This is a genomic window from Pseudomonas sp. GW821-FHT07G10 (genome assembly GCF_059418545.1).
Genome location: NZ_JBWKQB010000016.1, coordinates 24,162 through 44,646, shown reverse-complemented (window position 1 = coordinate 44,646; position 20,485 = coordinate 24,162). Strand labels below are relative to the sequence as shown.

At 58.4% G+C, this 20,485-nt stretch carries 16 protein-coding genes and 2 pseudogenes; 10 read left to right on the top strand and 8 right to left on the bottom strand.

Annotation, left to right across the window (positions count from 1 at the left end; translation table 11 throughout):
* Positions 1-35: 35 nt before the first annotated feature.
* The gene (locus AC07O1_RS18135; protein ID WP_495089602.1) at positions 36-1,205 is read right to left on the bottom strand and encodes a Gfo/Idh/MocA family protein; all 1,170 of its coding nucleotides are present in this window, start codon (positions 1,203-1,205) and stop codon (positions 36-38) included.
* A gap of 26 nt (positions 1,206-1,231) precedes the next feature.
* Entirely contained in the window at positions 1,232-2,155 is a 924-nt protein-coding gene (locus AC07O1_RS18130) for a TIM barrel protein (RefSeq protein WP_495089601.1), read from the bottom strand.
* Positions 2,156-2,293: 138 nt separating this feature from the next.
* On the opposite strand from AC07O1_RS18130, the gene AC07O1_RS18125 reads away from it, so the two are divergent.
* Positions 2,294-3,352: a LacI family DNA-binding transcriptional regulator gene (locus AC07O1_RS18125; RefSeq protein WP_495089600.1), complete on the top strand. Its 1,059-nt coding sequence runs from the start codon at positions 2,294-2,296 to the stop codon at positions 3,350-3,352.
* A 69-nt stretch (positions 3,353-3,421) separates the two neighbouring features.
* On the opposite strand, the gene AC07O1_RS18120 is transcribed toward AC07O1_RS18125, so the two are convergent.
* On the bottom strand, positions 3,422-3,616 hold the full coding sequence (locus AC07O1_RS18120) for a hypothetical protein (protein WP_495012590.1): 195 nt from the start codon (positions 3,614-3,616) through the stop codon (positions 3,422-3,424).
* A gap of 251 nt (positions 3,617-3,867) precedes the next feature.
* Positions 3,868-5,874, bottom strand: a complete 2,007-nt coding sequence (locus AC07O1_RS18115) for a sigma-54 interaction domain-containing protein (RefSeq protein ID WP_495089599.1) — start codon at positions 5,872-5,874, stop codon at positions 3,868-3,870.
* A 205-nt stretch (positions 5,875-6,079) separates the two neighbouring features.
* Between AC07O1_RS18115 and AC07O1_RS18110 the strand changes: the two genes are divergently transcribed.
* The 3 genes from AC07O1_RS18110 to AC07O1_RS18100 all read left to right on the top strand — a co-directional run bounded on the left by AC07O1_RS18110 (position 6,080) and on the right by AC07O1_RS18100 (position 8,927).
* Positions 6,080-7,099, top strand: a complete 1,020-nt coding sequence (locus AC07O1_RS18110; protein WP_495089598.1) for a Gfo/Idh/MocA family oxidoreductase — start codon at positions 6,080-6,082, stop codon at positions 7,097-7,099.
* Positions 7,096-7,884: a TIM barrel protein gene (locus AC07O1_RS18105; RefSeq protein ID WP_495012593.1), complete on the top strand. Its 789-nt coding sequence runs from the start codon at positions 7,096-7,098 to the stop codon at positions 7,882-7,884. The genes AC07O1_RS18110 and AC07O1_RS18105 overlap by 4 nt, the downstream gene beginning before the upstream one ends.
* A gap of 116 nt (positions 7,885-8,000) precedes the next feature.
* Positions 8,001-8,927 (top strand): sugar ABC transporter substrate-binding protein, encoded by a 927-nt coding sequence (locus AC07O1_RS18100; protein ID WP_495012594.1) that lies wholly within the window; start codon positions 8,001-8,003, stop codon positions 8,925-8,927.
* 406 nt (positions 8,928-9,333) lie between these two features.
* On the opposite strand, the gene AC07O1_RS18095 is transcribed toward AC07O1_RS18100, so the two are convergent.
* Positions 9,334-9,516, bottom strand: coding sequence for a hypothetical protein (locus tag AC07O1_RS18095; RefSeq protein ID WP_495089597.1), 183 nt, complete (start codon positions 9,514-9,516; stop codon positions 9,334-9,336).
* Positions 9,517-10,061: 545 nt separating this feature from the next.
* Positions 10,062-10,727, bottom strand: a complete 666-nt coding sequence (locus AC07O1_RS18090; protein WP_495089596.1) for a ribonuclease T2 — start codon at positions 10,725-10,727, stop codon at positions 10,062-10,064.
* A gap of 409 nt (positions 10,728-11,136) precedes the next feature.
* On the opposite strand from AC07O1_RS18090, the gene AC07O1_RS18085 reads away from it, so the two are divergent.
* The gene (locus AC07O1_RS18085) at positions 11,137-11,841 is read left to right on the top strand and encodes a murein L,D-transpeptidase catalytic domain family protein (RefSeq protein ID WP_495089595.1); all 705 of its coding nucleotides are present in this window, start codon (positions 11,137-11,139) and stop codon (positions 11,839-11,841) included.
* A 306-nt stretch (positions 11,842-12,147) separates the two neighbouring features.
* Here AC07O1_RS18085 and AC07O1_RS18080 read toward each other — a convergent pair.
* Positions 12,148-12,309, bottom strand: a pseudogene (locus AC07O1_RS18080) (ABC transporter substrate-binding protein); the annotation flags it as partial.
* 630 nt (positions 12,310-12,939) lie between these two features.
* Between AC07O1_RS18080 and AC07O1_RS18075 the strand changes: the two are divergent.
* From AC07O1_RS18075 to AC07O1_RS18060, 4 genes are read left to right on the top strand one after another with little or no spacing between them, the layout of a single operon-like run.
* On the top strand, positions 12,940-14,148 hold the full coding sequence (locus tag AC07O1_RS18075) for an HlyD family secretion protein (RefSeq protein ID WP_495089594.1): 1,209 nt from the start codon (positions 12,940-12,942) through the stop codon (positions 14,146-14,148).
* The gene (locus AC07O1_RS18070; RefSeq protein ID WP_495089593.1) at positions 14,148-15,413 is read left to right on the top strand and encodes a hypothetical protein; all 1,266 of its coding nucleotides are present in this window, start codon (positions 14,148-14,150) and stop codon (positions 15,411-15,413) included. Before AC07O1_RS18075 ends, AC07O1_RS18070 begins: the two co-directional genes overlap by 1 nt.
* Before the next feature lies 1 nt (position 15,414).
* Positions 15,415-17,580, top strand: a complete 2,166-nt coding sequence (locus AC07O1_RS18065) for a glycosyltransferase family 2 protein (protein ID WP_495089592.1) — start codon at positions 15,415-15,417, stop codon at positions 17,578-17,580.
* 10 nt (positions 17,581-17,590) lie between these two features.
* A complete protein-coding gene (locus tag AC07O1_RS18060) occupies positions 17,591-19,027 on the top strand; it encodes an efflux transporter outer membrane subunit (RefSeq protein ID WP_494992267.1) in 1,437 nt (478 codons plus the stop codon).
* A gap of 14 nt (positions 19,028-19,041) precedes the next feature.
* On the opposite strand, the pseudogene AC07O1_RS18055 reads toward AC07O1_RS18060, so the two are convergent.
* Positions 19,042-19,199 (bottom strand): annotated as a pseudogene (locus AC07O1_RS18055) (class II aldolase/adducin family protein); the annotation flags it as partial.
* Between the two features lie 383 nt (positions 19,200-19,582).
* Between AC07O1_RS18055 and AC07O1_RS18050 the strand changes: the two are divergent.
* On the top strand, positions 19,583-20,371 hold the full coding sequence (locus AC07O1_RS18050) for an SDR family oxidoreductase (protein WP_495089591.1): 789 nt from the start codon (positions 19,583-19,585) through the stop codon (positions 20,369-20,371).
* Positions 20,372-20,485 lie beyond the last annotated feature (114 nt).

Sequence of the window (20,485 nt, the reverse complement as noted above, 5' to 3'; positions counted from 1 at the left end):
ACCGGTTCACGCCTGGGGGCAAACCGTATCCTGGGTCAGTAATCAATCCACACCCCACCGCTGTCGGCAGAGCTGACACAACGTTCGACCCATCGCACACCCTCGACACCCGCGTGGATATCCGGATAGCGCAGCGTCGCCAGCAGTGCCTGGTCCCCGCGGTCGGCTGCGTCCATGGCCATGGCGAAACGGTAATAAAGGTTGGACCAGGCCTCGAACAGTCCTTCGGGGTGTCCGGCACCAATGCGGTCATCCAGTTGTGCGTTGTGATGCAAATAGCCCATGCCACGTTCTAACACCTGGGCGGGCTTGCCCTGGACCTCGAAAGACAGCTGGTTCGGGCGCTCGTCCCACCATTCCAGGCTGGCCCTGGAGCCTATTACCCGAATCTTCTGGCCATGCATGGAGCCGGCATTCACCGCACTGGACCACAATGTCCCCATCGCCCCTCCCTCATATTCCATAAGGGTGTAGGCATTGTCCTCAAGAGGTGCCCGGCTTTTGACGAAGCTTTGACGGACACACAGCAACTTCTTGATTTTTAGCTCGGGCAACATGACTTCCGACAGGTACAACGGGTGGGTACCGACGTCCCCCAGAACATAACTGGGCCCTGCCAGGCGTGGATCGACCCGCCACTTGGTGGCGTCGCTTTGAGCTTCCACGGGCTCACAGTGAAAACCATGGGCGAACTGCATATGAACCATGCGGATCTCACCCAGCTCGCCCTGGGCGATCATTTCACGGGCCTGCTCGATGAGCTGGTGTCCGGCATAGCCATAGGTGACCCCCACGATCCTGTTCCTGGCTGAGGCAATTTCCCGCAGGGTTTGCGCCTCCTCCAGGGTAAAACACAAGGGCTTTTCGCAGACCACGTGCAGCCCTGCTTCCAGCGCCGCTTTGGTAATTGCGAAATGGGTGCCGTTGGGCGTCGCTACGGAAATCGCCTGGATGCCATCCGGCCGCCCCGCCTCACCCTCGAACAAGCTACGGTAGTCGGCATAACAGCGTTCAGGGTCGACCCCCAGCTGCACGCCAAAGGCCCGGCCGCGTTCTGGATCAAGATCGAATGCGCCGGCCACCAGCACAAATGCCTGGTCACGTAACGCTGCGCTGCGGTGGATGTAGCCGATCTGACTATCGCGCCCACCGCCTACCATGGCCCAACGAATAGGTTGGGGAATACGCTTGCTGCCATTGATCATCGATAAGTCCTTGGCGTGAGAGAGGGTCAGAAACCCACCTGGGAGAGGTAGGCACGGCTGGCTGTGACGTCCCGCAGGCTGCCATGGGCGTTACGGGGATCGCGTTCTTGCTCGACGGTGATGTAGCCCTGGTAACCGAGCTCGGCGATCAGCTCGCGCAAGGCGTGATAGTCGATGACACCCTGACCGATCGGGCACATCACACCCTTGCCGCACGCGGCGAAGAAGCTGATGTGCTCGCCCAGCACCTGATCAAACACCGCCTGATCAATGTCTTTGAAATGCAGGTAATCGAGGCGATCCGCGTACTGGCGCAGGGTCTGAACCGGGTCCATGCCGGCGTAGTAGAGGTGGCCGGTGTCCAGGCACAAACCCGCCACTTCATAGGGAATGTCGTCGACCAGCCGAGCCAACTCATCAGCGAACTCAATGTAGCCCCCGGCGTGAGGATGAATGACCGTTCGCACGCCGTATTGCGTCCATGCCAGCTCGGCAATGGCACGGATATGGCTCAGCATGCCCCGCCAGGCATCTGGCGCCAGACGCGGGGCGCGGTCGGAATGACCGGCAGCGTAGTCACGCTCCTCGTGACCCCAATCGATGACCACCAGGCAAGGCATGCCAAAGCGCTGTCCCGGCTCCTGTGGGATCACCGGCAATTGCTTGAGCAAGGCACAGATGTTGCGGGTTTGACTGAGAAGATTCGGCAAATTGGAGGGATCGACCAGATTGTCGAAAATGGTCCCGGCTACGACGTGCAACCCCTGCTCAGCCAGCACTGGGCCCAGCACCCGGGAGTCGAGCGGGAGGTAACCGTAAGGCCCAAGCTCGATGCCGCGATAGCCCGCCTGCGCGGCTTCACTGAGCACCTGCTGCCACGCCGGTAAATGAGGATTCTTGGCATCGTCTACGCCCCAGCAACAGGGGGCGGTCGAGATATGGAGGGTCATGTCAGGCTCCGATGATTATTGTTATGAGTCGTGCTGTTTCGCTCGGAGGAATCCTAAGGCGAGCCCGGCCACTGCTGCTATAGTCGCCAGGCGATAGCTGTCAAAACCCGTCAAAACTTTCAGTAAGGCTTTCATTTCATGTCAGAGCCAAACAACCCGTCGCAGCGCCGTTCAACCATGGAGGATGTGGCGCAGGCTGCAGGAGTCAGCCTGTCCACCGTTGACCGAGTGATGAATCTGCGCGCCAATGTGCGCGCCGATACCGCGCAGCGCATTGCCGAAGCCGCCGCCAGGCTGGGGTTCTACGGGCGCAATGTGATCGAGCAAAGGCTGCTTCAGAAGCGCCCGACCGTGCGCTTGGGGTTCCTGCTTCACAAGCGCGGCGTCGCTTTTTATCAGGGCCTGGCAAAAGCCCTGGCCGAGGCCGCGGCGGCCAGCGTTCGGGCGCAGGTTCGGGTGATGATCAACTACATCGATGACCTGGACCCGACAGCCACGGCGCAGCGCATCCTGCAGCTACAAGGTGAGGTCGATGCGCTGGGTGTCGTTGCGGCTGACCATTCAGTGGTGCGCAAGGCCGTTGCCCACATGCGTGCTGCAGGCGTCCCGGTGGTTGCCCTGGTATCCGAGCTGGAAGTTTCGGCAGCCGCAGGCTATGTCGGTGTAGACAACCGGCGCATGGGCCGCACCGCAGGCTGGTTCATCAAACATCTGGCGCCACAACCCGGCCCGGTGGCAGTGATGCTCGGAACACAGCGCTTTCAATGCCAGGAGCTGTGCGAGATGAGTTTGCGCTCGTTCCTCTCGGAACAATCCCCGGATTGGGAATTACTGGCTACTCGCCTGACTCTGGAGGATGAGGAGTTCGCCTATGCCAGTACCCTGGACCTCCTGACCAGTGAGCCCGACCTGGTCGGCCTCTATGTGGCCGGTGGAGGAATCGAGGGTGTGGTCAGCGCACTGCGCGTACTGAAAACGCAAAACGTCCCGTTGCCGACGGTGGTGTGTCACGACTTGACCCCGATCACGTCGGCGGCCCTGCGCGATGGCGTGGTTCAGTGTGTTCTTTCTCACCCGGTTGTGGCGCTGGCGCAGACCGCTGTGAAGGCCATGCTGGACGCTACGATAGATCCCCCCTCCGATGCTGGCGCCAGGTTCATGCTTTCACCGCAAATCGATGTCGCCGAAAGCATCTGAGGTTGCCGACGGAGTAGAGGAAAAGCCGCCCCGTGCCCCTCATGGGGCAAGCATTGCCGACGACGCGGTTCAAGCAACGGACATATTTTCCGTCAGGTTCTGTTGCATATACGCCAGGAACCGGCGCTGAAACAACATTGTATGTTCATGGGCCGCGTGCTCGGCTTCGTCGGGTTTACGCGCGGCTATGGCATCAACAATCTCGTCGTGGTCCCGACCTAATCGGGTTGTGGTGCTCGCCGCGCCGATAATGGGCGAATTCAATCGTCGTCGATAATTTTTTATCGCAGGGTGACCGAGCGGTCGGATGACCGCTCTTGATGACGAGGGGGCTGGATTGTTTGCTCGATAGCGTCGAGGAGGTGATCAGGCTTGGTTACTGACACAGGGTGACGAACTGGCGATCATTCAGTGAGACAGGAGGCTCACGCTGACTTGATTCAAGCAGCCCTGCAACGCCGTCGCGCGCCAGGCCACTGTGGTGGAGCACCTTGGGAAGGCGCTACAGAAGACAATCAGATGTTTGGTCCCGAACGAAAGGCATCGGCACTGAGTCCGAACCGGTTCATCTTGTTGTACAGCCCACCACGAGAAACATTCAGCTGCTTCGCGGCCAGCCGAATGTTACCGCGAGTATCCCTGAGGGCCGTGATAATCGCATTCATCTCATGGGTTCCCAAGTCCAGGGCAGCCCTGGGCTCTGGCAAACTTCCCAACGCCGGCCGGCGCAGCCCCTGCATGATTTCGAGAGGAAGATCACCCGGCTGGATCAGCCCGGTAACCGCCAGATTGGTCGCGCGCTCGATCGTGTTTTCCAGCTCGCGAACGTTACCCGGCCAAGTGTGGGCTGAAAGAATATCCAATGCCGCCGGCGAGATCCCCTGCACAGGCTTGCGCAGCGACTGGGCACAGCGATTGAGAAAATGCCGCGCCAGCAATGGAATGTCCTCCCGGCGCATCCGCAGCGGCGGAACCGTAAGGTTCAGTACATTGAGCCGGTAATAGAGATCCTCGCGGAAGGCGCCATCGGCAACCGCCCGGCTCAGATTGCGGTGCGTGGCTGCAATGATGCGTACATCCACATGCTGCGACTTTTTCGCGCCAACGCGAGTCACCTCGCCTTCTTGCAAGACTCGCAGCAGGCTGACCTGGGCATCGAAAGACATGTCACCGATCTCGTCCAGGAAGATCGTTCCGCCATCGGCCAATTCAAACTTCCCGGCAGACCCTCCGCGGGCCGACCCGGTGAAGGCGCCCTCGACATGACCAAACAGTTCGCTTTGCACCAGATCTCGCGGAATAGCCCCGCAATTGACGGCTACGAAAGGACCGCTGGAACGGTCACTGGCGTTATGGATGGCCTGTGCGAACAACTCCTTGCCGGTCCCGCTTTCCCCCAGGATCAGCGTGGTCGAGTCACTGCGACTGGCAATCCGTCCCAGACGCAGCGCATCCTGTATGACGCGCGAGCTTCCCTGAATGGTCTCAAAGGTATAGCTGGCTTGAGTCCCTATGATCCGCCGGGTGATTTCCCGGATACGCCGGCTCTCCCGCAACGAGACAATGTGCCCGCCCTGCTCCAGGGAACACACGGACACCAGGCATGCCAGGTGACTACCATCGTGCAGCTCAAAGGTGCAATCCAGATCCCGTAGCCCCTCGCCGCTGCGCAGCAGAATTTCGTCAGTCAGCTCGCTCTGCCCCAGACGCTGGAACGGGCACCCCAACAGATCCCGACCCACCCGGAACAATTGACGGGCATAGCGGTTGAGCGCCTTGATGCAGCCCCGCTCATCCAGCACCACAAGCCCCTCGTTCAGCACTTCAAGGACGGTCTGCTGTTCTTCCAGCAGCGTCTGCAGCGCCATCTGTCGAGAGACGGCTTCGGCCGCCGCCTGGACAGTCCCCAGCGTGTGGAAATGGAACCAGCCCGGCTCCGCGGTCAACGTCAGAATGGCCAGGGTCGTGCCCTTGGCATCCCTGATCGGCGCGGCGGCACAATGCATGCGTCGCTGACGCAGGCCAGTCGCGAAATTTTCCTGCGCCAGCACATACACCAATCGGTCTTCGGCAATCGCCAGTCCCGTGCAGTTGGTGCCCTGCACCGACTCCAGCAGCCGGCTGCCCACCGGCGTAAGGTCCAGACCGCAGAAGTAAAGGGTCGTCCCTTCGGCATCGGTGAGGTTGATATGCCCCCTGGGGTTGTAAGCCAGCAGCCCGCTCATGACCTCTGCCGCCACCCCGATCAATACGCGATTGACCGCAAGTGTTGCAGCCAACACGTCGGGATCGACAAAACGGTATGCAAAATCATCAGGGTTGAGGCCGGCCCTGACGCTGCGCAGCCAGGAGTCCCAAATGGCCTGTCTGACCCCGGCAGGTCGATCAGTGCGACCCTTCAGGCAAGCCAGCCAAGCCTGGTCCAGCTCAGCGATGGGTCCTTCATTCAAGGATGCCGGCCCGATGGCCGTAATGTAATCGAGGTCTTCCAGGCTGAAGGCCATGAGCGGTTGGTTAGCCATCATTGAGATCCGCACCAATGTTCATATTTTTGACATGTCATTATAGACATGTCATTCAAATGAACACCTCCCCTCTTTCAATTTGAAATATTTATATAAATATCAAGTAGTTACAGATTGGCACAGGCCTTGCTCAGGAGCTCATACCAGCGAGGACAGTTCTTGCTGCTCAGCCACTTGAACAACAATAAAAAGGAGTCACTTCATGAATACACCCAAGACCATCCGCCTTGGACTCATCGGCGCCGGCCGCATGGGCAGCTTTCACGCCCAGACCGCTGCTCGACACATTCCCGGTGCTTGCCTGGCCGCCATTGCCGACCCCACACCCGGTCAAGCCGCACGCCTGGCGGCAGAATTGGGTGTGCAACGGGTCTATACCGATCCACAGCAACTGCTCGAAGACCCGGAAATAGACGGTGTATTGATCGCCGCCCCGGCCCGTAGCCATGCCGAATTGGTGATCAGCGCTGCCCGGGCCGGCAAAGGCGTCTTCTGTGAAAAACCCATGGCCATTACCCTTGACGAGGCCGACCGCGCCATCGCCGCGGCCGCCGAGGCACGAGTGCCGCTGCAGGTCGGTTTCAACCGCCGCTTTGCCAGAAGCTTCCGGGCAGCCCATCTGGACGTGGTCGCCGGTCGCATCGGCACGCCTCAACTGCTGCGCTCGCTGACCCGCGATCCAGCGCTGCATAACCCGGCCGCCTCGCCACAGTGGGTGATTTTCCTGGAAACCCTGATCCATGACTTCGATACCCTGCGCTATCTGAATCCAGGCGCCAAGGCTGTCGAGGTCTATGTCATGGCCGATGCCCTGGTTGCACCGCAATACAAGGACAAGGGCCTGCTGGATACCGCTGTTGTCACGATCCGCTTCGACAACGGTGCCATCGCGACGGCCGAGGCCAATTTCCAGGCGGTCTATGGCTACGATGTTCGTGGGGAAGTATTCGGTAGTGCCGGCATGCTGACCATGGGCAGCATCAATCACTCCGACATGGTTCGCTACCTGGCTGACGGCATCCAGGCCGACACCCAGCGCATGGACACCGACCTGCTGCGCGATGCCTACATTGCCGAGCTCAATCACTTTGTCGATTGCCTGCGCACCGGTGAGAAACCACTCGCCAGCGGCGAAGATGCCCGGGCCGCACTGGCTATTGCCCGCGCCTGCATCGAGTCCGTCCAGCAGGGCAAACCTGTCCGCCTAGGAGCACACGCATGAGCTTTACACCCTTCAAACTGGCGATCAGTGCCGAGATGGTCTTCCTGGATCTCCCGTTCACAGAGCGCGTCAAACGTATTCATGCGCTGGGCTTCAGCGCCGAACTCTGGGACTGGACCACGAAGGACATTGCGGCCCTGGTCGCCACCGGCGCTGACTTCACCTCCATGACCGGCTATATCTCGGGCAACCTGACCGATCCCGAGGACATCAAGCATCTGCTCGACAGCGCACGAGAATCGCTGGCCGTGGCCGCACAGATGAACTGCCCCAGTCTCAACCTGCATGGCAGCGGCCTGGACGACAAAGGCCTGCCGGTCAAACCTGTGGCCCACACCAACGGACGTATGTGGCTGAGCGCCTGCAAGACCCTGGAAAAAATCGCCAGGCTGGGGGAAGAGGCTGGCAGGGTATTCTTGCTGGAAAACCTCAACACCCAGGTTGACCACCCCGGCACTCCCTTCGCTCGCGCCGAAGAAACCCTGGCCTTGATCGAAGCCGTGGGCAGCCCGCACCTGAAGATGAACCTGGACCTTTACCATGCCCAGATCGGCGAAGGGAACCTGATCGAACTGATCCAGCGTGCCGGCTCGGCCATTGGAGAAATCCAGGTCGCCGATGTCCCCGGACGCATGGAGCCTGGCACCGGCGAAATCCATTATCCAGCCATTGCCAGAGCTTTGTTGCGCATGGGATACACCGGCGTCGTCGGGCTAGAGGGTTGGGCCTCTGGCGACTCCGAACAGGCACTTGAGCGCTTTCGGCAAGCCTTCACGTTTGATTGACGAGGCCGGCAACGCCTGGGACCTCACTGGCGCTCTTGGCAGGTTTGATGCAGAGAGCGCCAGAAACGCCTCACCCTTGATGAATTTCAACTCATAACAACAAAAGGAAAACCATCATGCGACGTTGCACACTGTTTATTGCCTCGCTGCTGCTCCTCAGCAGCCAATGGGCCCTCGCCGACTATCGCATCGGCGTGAGCATTGCCAGGGTGGACGATAACTTCATGACCTATGTGCGCAGCGGCCTGGAAACGGCCGCCAAACAGGAGAAGGTGCAGATCCAGTTCGAGGACGCTCAGGGTGACGTGGTGCGTCAGCTGAATCAGATCGAAGGCTTCCTCAACCAGAAAGTGGACGCGGTCATCGTCCTGCCCGTGGACACTGCCGCCACCGCCAACATGACCCGCGCCGCCGTCGCGGCGAAAACGCCACTGGTCTACGTCAACCGCCGCCCGGACGAGCGCGTCTTGCCCAAAGGTGTGGTCACTGTGGCGTCCAACGACATCGAGGCCGGACAACTGCAGATGCGTTACCTGGCCGACAAGATGGGTGGCAAAGGCAACCTGGCGATCATCATGGGCGACCTGGCGCAAAACGCCACCCAAGGCCGAACCGATGGGGTCAAAGATGTGCTCAAGGACTATCCCGGGATCAAGATCGTCGAGCAGCAAAGTGCCGAGTGGCAGCGCAACAAAGGGATGGACCTGACCAGCAACTGGGTGCTCGCAGGCTCAAACTTCGATGCCATCGTCGCTAACAACGACGAGATGGCCATCGGCGCAGCCATGGCCCTGCAACAGGCCGGCAAGGCCAAAGGCTCGGTTCCGGTGGTCGGCATAGACGGCTTGCCTGACGGACTGGCGGCCATCAAGCGCGGCCAGTTGGCGGCCTCGGTGTTTCAAGACCCCAAAGCCCAGGCGACCAGCGCCCTGCAAGCCGCCATCAAAATGATCAAAGGCGAACCGGTCGAAGCGAATGTCTGGGTGCCCTTCAAGCTGATCACGCCGGACTTGGTGGCGACTTACGAGCAGCACTTTAAATAGTGCCAAGCGGGGGGGACGTGGTTCAGCCACTTCCCCCAGGCTGACATGAGCCATCACAATACCAACACACCGTGTCATACAGGCCTTGTCATGCCCTGGTTAAAATTTTGCAGACATGTACCCATCCATATGAGTTACGGTGTATGCATTGCCATTAACATTGATGGTAAAAATCCGCTGATCATAACCTGACGAACTATTGTTTCCAGGTATGGGGAAGTATATGTACTTCACGTGCGCCTTGATCGTTGACCCGGCCCCATCCACTCTGATCTTTTCAACGCTCATGCGGAACTTTCCAGCCCACTCACCATTATTGCTCATGCCTGCACAGGGGTACAGTGTAATGGCCGAGCGGTGATCCGCCCCGCTCCCGGAGCAGCCGAATCCATTCGGTCTGAGGGATTTATGGCCGAATCGGTTCAGCGGGCTTTTTCTTGCCCAGTACATAACAGGTGGTAATACAGCTGGGGTTGTGAGGACTGCTTACCGGCGTCACGGCCAGCAGTTTCCAACCCTCCTGCAAGGCCTTGTTCACCTCTTGTGAGGTGTATACCTCGGTGATCGTTTGCGCTTCGTGCAACTGCATGGCCCGGCTCCCTCTGATTGAGCTTGAGCGTTCAGCGTAGCCCCTTATAAAACACGCGGGGGCTCCTTTTGGTTCGTTACACGTAACCTGCCATGAAATATAGACTCAATTCGGCGGCGCTCCATCCAGCTCGATCACATTGGAAAATGGGACAGATATATTTTTATGTTTCTCATAATCAATTCCTGCATGGCGAGCCTCACAGCAGCCTCGGCCTGCCAGGCTAAAGACGATAAAGACCCTGAGAATCCAGCATTGCAACATAAACCAACCGTCATTATTCATAGACTGACTGGTTATATTTAACCATCCAGCCCAACATCTCAATCCTCTTCAAAAAATCAGGAGAATGTGATGAATACTGTTGAGTATGATTACTCTTGTTGGCGCTGCTGATAATAATATTTTTTATTACAGCCGCAGCACTATTAAATAACGCTCAAGTAGACGTCGCTTCCAGTGTACCTGTTCAAGGGCAAATCTTTTCTTGAACTATCGTCAGCACCTCCTTTGGCCGAGAGTGCTGACGACTCCAACCGGCTCGCTTATCGAATAGGCGGCACGCGAATCTCTCCGGACCGACATTGAGTTTTGACGCCCTTGCCGCAGGCGCCAAATGCCAAGTCCTTGCCCATGCAGACACGAACCTCGGAGAGTTCGGGCCCGCTACACAGAATCGCGATGCCATCAGCAGGGATACCGGGATTACTCTGCCGGAACATTTGCGCAATCTCTTGCGCTTCAAAGTAATGGGCGGTGCTGAAGGGTTGCAGTTGCTCCGGGATCCGGACAGCGCCCACGGCCTTGTCCGCTGTGTCCAGATAACCCGAGGCGCCCAGGCCACTGCAGGTGCCGTGCTTAGCCCATTCATGCTCCAGCAACTTGCGCGTCGCAAACAACGTCAGCCCCTTCGCCTGCTCCGCCTGCGTTAAAGGAACCATCGGCGGACACGACTGCGGCCAACCGCCCTTGGCGTATTGAGGCCAGAGACCGTGGAGCACAAAGCCGTAGCCTTTCCCCGAGCATTGCTCATTATCGCGATGGGTCAGGCAAAACGTGGGCGACCAAGACAACGTCAACAGATAGTAGTCAAACACCCCCGCAACCGAATCAGACTGATGCTTGCCGTTTCGCCCCTCGCGAGCATCGCTCATACCAATACTGCAAATCGTCAGCGCAATAAGCGCGCCCAGTACATAAAGTCTTCTCATTTTCCCTCTCTTTGAATACCGGTTCGTCCGGCTATTTCATATAGTTGATGAGTCAGTCTAGACCAGGAAAGATTCTTGTCACCTTGACATTTCAACAACATGACTTGAACTGCACGCTTTAAAGACAATAACCAGTAAAGCGTGATACCGGCCGAAGAAGTGGCGAATATAAACCTGTCACACGTCCCGTCAAGGGTTATGAAAATAGTTTTATTGTTTGTTTTGCCTCATCGCCACAGCGGAAAGTCCTGCTCGCGGCAAATATGAAATGGACAGTTCTGAACTAGATTCAGTGCTCGCAGCACTGCACAATCTTCCCCCTGCACCTCGGGTTTAAAAGTCACTCGAGCATCGTCACTCAGACCCACTGACACTGCTAGACTCGTATGAATAGTGATGGGATACGCACATGACGCTAGACCGCTCGGGCTTTTTAATGGCAGCCATGCTTGTGATGTCCATGTCTGTAGAGGCCGCCTACGCCGATTCGCTTGAGGCCGCGCTGGTCAAAGCGGCACCAGACGCTAACGCCAAGGTTATCGCGCTGGCCGTACGTGCGTCTCAGTGCCGATTGGCGCAAGCCGCGGCACCTGCCCAAAGACTCGCTGTGATTGATTACTCTCTCCCCTCAACCGAGCAACGACTGTGGGTGTTTGACCTGCAACACCGCACATTACTTTTTCACGAACTGGTCGCGCACGGCCGCAACAGCGGCGAAAATATGGCCAGTCAATTTTCCAACCAGAATGAAAGCATGGCCACCAGCCTTGGGTTGTATCGGACGAGTTCGACCTATGTCGGTCATAACGGCTATTCCTTGCGCATGGAGGGATTGGAGCCTGGCTTCAACGATCATGCACTCGACCGGGCTATCGTCATCCACGGGGCAGCCTATGTCAGTCGCGACCTGGCGCAGTTGAACGGCCGTATTGGCAGAAGTTTAGGTTGCCCGGCCGTACGCCCCGCCATTGCTCATCAACTCATCGACTCAATGAAAGACGGCCAGTTACTGTTTTCTTATTATCCTGATCAACACTGGCTGAATTCGTCTTCATTTATAAATTGCGACCGCTCCACCGTGGCTGAAGCGTCCAAACCGAGTACAAGCTTTTAAATAGTCTGGTTCGGGAGCGTCGTGCAATTCATCTCCCTTCACCTCATCGCCTTTTCCCACATCCATTACACCCTCCTGAAAATAGATCAGAGGGTGTAAACCTTATTCAGGACGGGGCAATAACTGTCTGGTCCGGTCTGCTGGAGCCAGGCTTACCTGATTTTGAAATCAATGGGCACGCGGGTGTCACCGGCTTGGGCGCAGGCGGTGCCGGTGCCGGCGCGGCGACCGGTTGTGCTGGCGCGGGTGGCGCCGGTGCCTGCGCCACGGGTTTGCGGACCGGTTTAGCCACAGGCTTTGGCTTGGGGAGTCTTCGCCCCAACTGCGCAGGCGCTGCGAGACATCAAGCGGTATATCGTTGACCCTGGCGAAGACCCGAGCGAACTCGTCGGGATTTTGCCGGGCCCACTCGAACGCCTTGGCGAAACGCTGCAACACATCGTTGACCACCTTTCGTTTGAGCGTATCGATGCGGATGTCCATGCGCTTTGGGGCGAGCCTGCGGGTGCGTCCCTTTATAAACCAGTCCTGGTATGTTTCGGCCCTCTTCAAATATATGAACATATGGATCCTTATATTTTTTTTGCCTTACATCCTCCCCGCTTTTGTGCTGAATACTTCTTTAAACAGGACAAGAAACAGCATCCAGAAGAACACCCTCAGTTTGTCGGCAATCTAAAACCCTAGAACATCAGATGTTGACAGTCGCCGAGAGCACATTTACCGTCGCAAGCTCGAGACGTAGACAAACACTGGCTTTGAATGAGCCGTACATCTGAACGCAGAAGCCCGGCACCTCATTCATGGCAGACTTCGACCGGCTTCACCGCAGCCGCTTCGATATGTAAATAAGTAATAAATTACGCGTAGTTTATTATCTAATTACACCAACAAGACAGGGCAAAATTCCTGCGCACCAGAAAACAACTTTCAAACCATCGCCGGGTCAGAGACATATCGCCCGGCAAATGAACGGCGATTCAACTTGAGTTCCACCTGACTTCTGCCCTGTGCAGTCATGGGTTCTATTACCTGACTGTCGGGTCGGACCGGCCACGTGCCGAACTAATTCATTGCTCTTTCAAGGAGTGCTGGAGAATGGCTGATACCCGCTCAAAACGCTTTTCATTTTCCTTCCTGCCGCGACTGGTCGGATTCGGCGTCCTGGCATTCATTATCTGGCTGCTGTTTTCGACACTGTTCATGCCCTTGATGTCTTCCTCCGCGACGCGGGCGGTGTTGAACGCACCTGTGATTTTGCTGACGACGCCTATCGATGGAGTCGTCAGTTCGCTCACGATCGAACCGGGAGCCAGCTTTGCCACAGGGCAAAAAATCGCCACCATCGATAATCCGCGGGCCAATCAAGAGGCGTTGCTGACCTTGCAAACGCGCCGTTTGTCCCTGGAACAGCAACTGTCTTCATTGACCAGCCAGGCAGAGCACGATCAGCAGCTTCTCAACGAGCTGGAGAAAACCAGTCAGCAATATCAATCGGCGTTCCATACCCGACAGCTCTATGCCCAGAAAGCCCTGAAAGCCGAGAGCAGTGCTGCCAGTGTGCGCCTGGAGGACGCCCAGGAGACGGTCGATCGTAACCTGGAGCTGTTTCGCCAAGGCGCCATCAGCCAGGCCGCGGTGGCCTCCTCCAAGGCGCAACTGGCATCACTGCAAGGCGCCGCCGAGTCCGTCAAGTCGCAACTGCGGATCAACGATGGTGACCTCAGCGCTGCCAGCAAAGAGGTGTATCTGGACCCTGAGCAGCTGCGCCTGTTCGAACTCAAGGCGAAAATAACCACTCTGCAGTTGAGCCTGGCCAATCAGGCCAAGAATCAGGCGACACAACAACAGGAACTGGACAACCTCAATAACCTGATTGCCACCGAGCAAGACAGAATCAAGCTGATGAGCGGGTACGACGTGATCGCCTATTCACCCGGCACCGTCCAGGAATTGGTGGCACCGCAAGGGACACAGGTGCGCGCTGGTGCGACATTGCTGCGCGCCACCAACTGCAATGAGAGTTACGTGATTGCAGTGTTCCCGGAGCGAATGGCGAGCAAGATCGAACGCGACAGTGTTCTGCGGGTGAGTATCCGCGGTTTGAGCCATACCCTGACAGCCAAGGTCGTGCAACTGCTGTCCAGCCCCTCGGATATTCAGGTCAGTAGCTATAGCGTTCCATTTCCCTATGCCGAACAGAATTCGGTCTATGTAGTCGGCGCCTTCGGCAGCAATCTCACAAAAAGTCAGCGAGCCGCGGTCTGCAACCCAGGGCATTGGGTCACTGCCGAGGTGTCACGCTGATGATTACTTTCCGCTATGCCCGCAGGCGCTGGGTGCTGACACTCGGGCTCCTGGCAGCCAGCCATGGCGCGAGCCCGGCACTGGCTGCGGACCCGATGCCACGCCTGGCCGAGATGACCTGCACAGCGCTCGACCAGGCGGTGCAAGCGCAAGCGGCGGGCCCTTTGTTATTGGCCAGCTATCCACCCGTGGCCGGTCAGCAGCCTGAAATCCAGGCCTTGCGCGGGGTCGCGTTCACTTACGATAACGCCTTGGCCAGCATCGCTCTGTTCGCCTGCGGCAAAGCGCAATCGGCACGCCGGATCGCGGATGCGCTGGCATACGCGACCTTGCACGACCCTGACTATCAGGACGGCCGATTGCGCAACGCCTACGCTGCCGGACCACTCAAAAGCGGACCGATGACGCTACCTGGCTACTGGAGCACGCAACGCAACGCCTGGAATCAGGATGCGTACCAGATCAGTAGCGCTACCGGCAATCAAGCGTGGGGGGCACTGGCGCTATTGGAGGCATTTCGCCAAACCGGCGAGGAGCCTTATCTGAAGGCGGCCCAAAGGGTTCTGCGCTGGACCGAACAGAAAACCTACGACAGTCGGCCTCCTGAAGGATTCATCGGCGGCTACTACGGCTATCCCCCGGAGCAAGCCAGGCAGGACTGGAAGTCCACCGAACACAATGCCGATCTGGCTGCCGCCTGGACCGCGCTTGACCAGTTGCATGCGGATGAACATGCGGCGCGCCAGGCGAAGATTGCGCGCCAGTTCGTCTTCAGTCAGTGGGACGCCCGCGAAGGCCGCTTTCTGATCGGCACACTGGGCGACGGGCGAACATCCGATCGCTCGCGCTCAGGGCTGGACGCGCAGATCTGGCCGTTGATTGCCCTGCACCATCCCCCTGCCGATTGGCACCGGGTCTTCAGTTTCATCGATCAGGCGCATCGTTCCGGGGCCGGTTACGGCTTCAAGCGCAATCCGGATGGTCTGTGGACCGAAGGAACTGCGCAGACTGCTGCGGTTGCTCGGCTGAGCGGAGCACCGGAAAAAGCACAGCCGCTATGGGCGGTTCTGGCCGCGCAGCAAACCGGCGACGGCTGGCTGTTTGCAACACCCCAGGCGCGCATCAGTACCGGACTGGCCATAGGTCCGGACTCGGTCATCGATGATTTTTACTATTACCACCTGCCTCATTTGGGAGCCACCGCATGGGCGGCGATCGCCGCAACCGGCATCAACCCCTTCACAGGTTCTCGCGAGGCGAACTGACATGCATACATTGGACACGCTACAACTGCTGCAAATCAATTTCTGGACGCTGGCCATGGTCATCCTGTTCGGATGCCTGACACACCGCGACCAATGGGCGGCGCGAAGCGCTTTCGGCGTAATGACCGCGCTGCTGCTGATCAACTATGCCGTCTGGCGGATCCGCGACACCCTGCCTGACGCCCATGCCGGTGTTGCCACGGTCTGGTCATACAGCTTTCTGTTCTTTGAGCTGCTGGCGATCGTTTACACGCTGTTTTCAATCATTGTGATGCTGTGTCGCTCGGATCACCACGCCAGCGCCGATGCCGGGGAGCGTCGCCTGCGAGCCGCGGGCCAGGATGTGCCCGCAGTAGATGTGTTCATCGTGACCTATAACGAGGGGCTCAATATCCTGGAGAAAACCATCGCCGCCGCTCAAGCCATCGACTACCCCAACTTCGCTGTCTGGGTGCTGGACGATACCCGGCGTGACTGGTTACGCGACTATTGCTGCGAGGTCGGCGTGAATTACGCACGTCGTGGGGACAATTCGCACGCCAAGGCGGGTAATCTCAACAATGGTTTACAGCAATCGGCTGCCAGCACCAATGCGCCCTACATTCTGGTGCTGGACGCGGACTTCGCACCGCAGCGACCCATTCTGTTGCGCACCCTGGGGCTGTTTGAAGACCCTCGAGTCGGGTTGGTGCAGACACCGCAGTTTTACTACAACCCCGATCCAATCCAGCACAACCTCGGTTCCTCGACCTGCTGGGTAGACGAACAGCGGGTATTCTTCGACGTCTACCAACCGGCGAAGGACAGCTGGGATTCTGCGTTCTGCGTCGGTACGTCGTTCGTCATCCGCCGCGACCTCATCACCGAGTTCGGCGGGTTTCCCACCGAGTCGATTTGCGAAGACATCAACACCACTTACCGGTTACTGCAACAAGGTTATGTCACTCGCTGGCTGAACGAACGCTTGTCCATCGGCCTGTCGGCCGAGGGCTTGACCGAGTACATCAATCAGCGTGGGCGATGGTGCCTGGGTACGATTCAGGTCGCACTGCTCAAGGACGGTCCTTTACGTGGCAAGGGCTACACGCTCAATGATCGTCTGCACTTCCTGCACGGCCTGACGCATTGGGCGTCCAAGCCATTCATCTTGATGCTGTTGATCTCACCGGTGCTGTACTGGTACTTCGGTATCGCCGGATTTTATGCCAACCCTGTTGATTTTCTCGCCCACGGGATGCCCGCGCTGATTGCCTTCTGGGGTTACGGCACCTGGGTCACCGACCGGCGAACGCTACCGATTTTTACCGAAGTCACCCAAATCGTGGCTTCGCTGGCGGTGACTGCCACCCTCATCAGCGCCATGATCCGCCCCTTCGGCCGGCCGTTCAAAGTGACGGCAAAAGGACTCGATCGCTCCAGAACGGTGATTCACTGGAAGTTGTTCGGGTTCTTCTGTGCGCTGACCTTGCTCTCACAGATCGGCGCTTATACCGCCATTTCGACTGCTGCCGCATTCGACGGCAACATGCTGTTCAATCTTTGCTGGACCGTGGTCGCATTGGTCTACAACCTCGCGACCCTGGTGGCCTGCGTCGACAGGCCCCGCCTGCACGGTGAAGAGCGATTCCCTTTCGACAAGCCCGCCGGCTTGCGTATCGCCGGGGTGACCTTGCCGGGCCGAATGGTCGACATTTCCATTAGCGGGGCCGCTTTCTCCTGCACGTTAGCGAAATTGATAAAGCAGGGAATGCGCGGTGAAATATGGGTCGACAAGGTTGGCTGGATCGGCGTGGAAGTCATGCGCCACCCCCGCATTGATCAGTTGGGACTGCAATTCATCGACCTGTCCGATGCACTTCGCCATCGGCTCATCGCGCGGCTGTTCAGCGACGCGACGGCCAATGTTGCCGGCAAGGCCAGGCCATTGATGGCTTTCAATAGCCTGTTGCGCCGCTCGTTACTGGGTGAAAAGGCAGCCAGACCGGTACTGCCACGACGCACCAGCCAACCGTCCAGGCCTTCTATGGTTCGCTTCAAGTCCTTTAAGGGCAGTTTGATAAAAAAGCCTGTGCCGCAGGTGTCCGGCCCTGAAGGATCCGGTAGCAGAGGCAGCTTGTTATCACTCCTTGTTTCCCAGCTGCGAGCATTGCTCGGTCAACGCCTTTAGGAGAGCCATCATGAATAACTCCTTATCCACGACCTGTCTGGCATCCCTGCTCATGCTGAGCGGCTGCTCGATGGAACCCACTTATGAGCGGCCGGACGCACCGATCGATCAACAGTGGCCGCAATCCGCGTCAGCCGATTGTTGCAGCGCCAAAAAGGCATTCGAACAGGACTGGCGCGGCTTCATTCTTGACGACCGGCTCCGGCAATTGATCGAACTGGCCCTGAATAACAACCGTGGCTTGCGTCAGTTCGCCGCCGGCATGGAGGAAGCCAGAGCGGGTTATGCCGGAGCCCGGGCCAAGCTGTTTCCCGCCATTGGCATCGACACCTATGCCGGGCGCAGCAAGATGCCATCGATCGTCAGGACGCCCACCGGAGGCGACAGCACAGGCAGCGTGGCCAACACCTTTCAGGCCACGGCCGGTTTCACTTCATACGAGTTGGACCTGTTCGGCCGTATCCGCAGCCAGAGAAATTCGGCGCAGGCCCGTTTCGAAGCCTCCGAAGCAGACTACCAGACGGCCCGACTGGCATTGATCGGTGAAGTCGCCAGCACCTGGCTGAGCCTGAAAGCCAACCAGAATCTGTTGGCGTTGGCACAAAACACCTACGACTCGCAAAATCACTACGGACAGCTGTTGCGCACCAGTTACAACTATGGCTCTACCGCACGGATCGATGTCCACCAGGCCGATGCCCAAACCAACACCGCGGCAGTACAGATCAACACCTATCGCATGCAAGTGGCGCAGGATATGAATGCGTTACGCGTGTTGGTGGGTCAACCCGTGCCCACCCAACTGTTACCGGAAGGCGAACTGGGCAAAACCCTTGCGACCGCCGATGTACCTGCCGGGCTGCCGTCATCGCTGATCGAGCGCAGGCCGGACATCATGGCAGCCGAAGCGCTTTTGCGGGCCGCCAACGCTGATATAGGCGCTGCGCGCAGCGCCTACTTCCCCAGACTTTCACTCACCTCTGCGTTGGGGAGTCTGTCTGGAGAGTTTGCCAATCTGATGAGCGGCCCGGCCGAGTTATGGTCAGTCGCGGTAGCCGGGTCTTTGACGCTGTTCGATGGCGGGGCTCGACGCGCTCAGGTGGATGCCAGCCATGCCCGCTACGATGGACAAACCGCCGCTTACGAAGGAACCGTGCAGAATGCCTTTCGCGAAGCGGCCAACGCGCTCAATGCGCGTCAGGAGATGCTGACCCAGGTCGACAATCAGAAACACCTGGTCGCTGACTATCAAGAAGCCTATCGCCAGTCTCGCCTTCGCTTCGAAGCGGGTCTGGACAGCTATTTCTCCACCATGGACGCCCAGCGTTCGTTATTCTCTGCGCAACAGCAGTGGTTCGCACTGGAACTGGCGCGGGAAATCAATCAGGTGAACCTGTACAAGGCCTTGGGCGGCGGCTGGAAGCCACCGATGAAAGTCGCCATGTGAGAAACCCTTTCAACTCACTCTTTATAAGCCGTATCGGTGCGTTCCAGCTGCCGGATCAGCGCGTCCCGATGCCGTGCAACGCCCGGACCGTCGCCACTCTTGAAGACTTCGGCCTGTTTCCGACCTTGGCCACGACTTCTGCCAGTGGGAAGATCAATTCAGCGTTCCTCGCCCAGGCCTGATCACATAAACCTGTGTGCCTTCGGCAGCGCCGGGGGCATGGATGTCTGAATAGTGCCGACAGTCATGCTGTCGGCATTTTTATTTCTCGAAAATTACGCCATCGGTGGCAGCCAGACCCGGCCGGGCCCAAGGCAAACTCCGGATCGGGACCGGCTCGAAGCCAAACTGCGGAGCTGCTATATTCCTGCACCTTAATGGACTCTCTGCGACCCGCCACAGCATGGTCAGATCCTCGGAATCGACCAGTGCCAGTTAAAAACTGTTACCTATGTGCTTGAACTGTTTTGTTACCTATGTGGGTGAGTCATACCGGCCTTACCTTGTCGCCAGTTTTTTTACATTCCTATTGAACACCACTGAAGGAGACCGCTTGTGAATCTCGGCATCGAGGGGCGTTGGGCACTGGTTTGTGCCGCCAGCAAAGGGCTCGGCAAAGCCTGCGCGCAAGCGCTGGTCAGCGAAGGCGTGAACGTTGTGATCACCGCTCGCGGCGAAGACGCGCTCAAGGCTACGGCCTCTGAGCTACGCGCGTTGAACCCCGCTGTAACCGTGATAGCGGTCGTGGGCGACATCTCGACGCCAGCGGGTCGAACTGCTGCGCTGGCGGCTCACTCGCATTTCGACATCCTGATCAACAACGCCGGCGGGCCGCCTCCGGGGGATTTCCACGACTGGGACCGGGAGGCCTGGATCAAGGCCCTGGACGCCAACATGCTCACCCCCATCGAACTGATCAAGGCAACGGTGGACGGCATGGCCGAACGCGGGTTCGGCCGTATCGTCAACATCACCTCGAGCGCGGTCAAATCCCCCATCGAGAGCCTGGGCCTGTCCAACGGTGCGCGCAGCGGGCTGACCGGATTCATCGCAGGGCTGGCCCGGCAAGACAACATCGCCAGCCGCAACGTGACCATCAACAACCTGCAACCGGGCTCCTTCGACACCGATCGGCTGCGCAATAACCTGGTCGCCGCCGCGCAGGATCTGGGGCAGGACAGCGAGGCTTTCCTCGCCGAATGCCGCCGAGAGATTCCGGCCAAACGCTTCGGCACGCCTGAAGAGTTCGGTGCATTGTGCGCCTTTGTCTGCAGCGCTCACGCTAGCTACCTGACGGGGCAGAATCTATTGATTGACGGCGGAGCGATTCGCTCCACTCAGTAGAAGCAAAAGCCTCAAAATTTTTTCGTGATTTGAGCCCCCCCAAAGATCGTTCCCACGCTCTGCGTGGTAACGCCGCCCCGGACGCTCCGCGTCCAGTGCCGCTGTGACGCGGAG

Excerpts from the sequence above, each read along its gene's own strand:
- AC07O1_RS18135 (WP_495089602.1), bottom strand. The coding sequence starts at position 1,205 with ATGATCAATGGCAGCAAGCGTATTCCCCAACCTATTCGTTGGGCCATG.
- AC07O1_RS18130 (WP_495089601.1), bottom strand. The coding sequence starts at position 2,155 with ATGACCCTCCATATCTCGACCGCCCCCTGTTGCTGGGGCGTAGACGAT.
- AC07O1_RS18125 (WP_495089600.1), top strand. The coding sequence starts at position 2,294 with ATGTCAGAGCCAAACAACCCGTCGCAGCGCCGTTCAACCATGGAGGAT.
- AC07O1_RS18115 (WP_495089599.1), bottom strand. The coding sequence starts at position 5,874 with ATGGCTAACCAACCGCTCATGGCCTTCAGCCTGGAAGACCTCGATTAC.
- AC07O1_RS18110 (WP_495089598.1), top strand. The coding sequence starts at position 6,080 with ATGAATACACCCAAGACCATCCGCCTTGGACTCATCGGCGCCGGCCGC.
- AC07O1_RS18105 (WP_495012593.1), top strand. The coding sequence starts at position 7,096 with ATGAGCTTTACACCCTTCAAACTGGCGATCAGTGCCGAGATGGTCTTC.
- AC07O1_RS18100 (WP_495012594.1), top strand. The coding sequence starts at position 8,001 with ATGCGACGTTGCACACTGTTTATTGCCTCGCTGCTGCTCCTCAGCAGC.
- AC07O1_RS18095 (WP_495089597.1), bottom strand. The coding sequence starts at position 9,516 with ATGCAGTTGCACGAAGCGCAAACGATCACCGAGGTATACACCTCACAA.
- AC07O1_RS18090 (WP_495089596.1), bottom strand. The coding sequence starts at position 10,727 with ATGAGAAGACTTTATGTACTGGGCGCGCTTATTGCGCTGACGATTTGC.
- AC07O1_RS18085 (WP_495089595.1), top strand. The coding sequence starts at position 11,137 with ATGACGCTAGACCGCTCGGGCTTTTTAATGGCAGCCATGCTTGTGATG.
- AC07O1_RS18075 (WP_495089594.1), top strand. The coding sequence starts at position 12,940 with ATGGCTGATACCCGCTCAAAACGCTTTTCATTTTCCTTCCTGCCGCGA.
- AC07O1_RS18070 (WP_495089593.1), top strand. The coding sequence starts at position 14,148 with ATGATTACTTTCCGCTATGCCCGCAGGCGCTGGGTGCTGACACTCGGG.
- AC07O1_RS18065 (WP_495089592.1), top strand. The coding sequence starts at position 15,415 with ATGCATACATTGGACACGCTACAACTGCTGCAAATCAATTTCTGGACG.
- AC07O1_RS18060 (WP_494992267.1), top strand. The coding sequence starts at position 17,591 with ATGAATAACTCCTTATCCACGACCTGTCTGGCATCCCTGCTCATGCTG.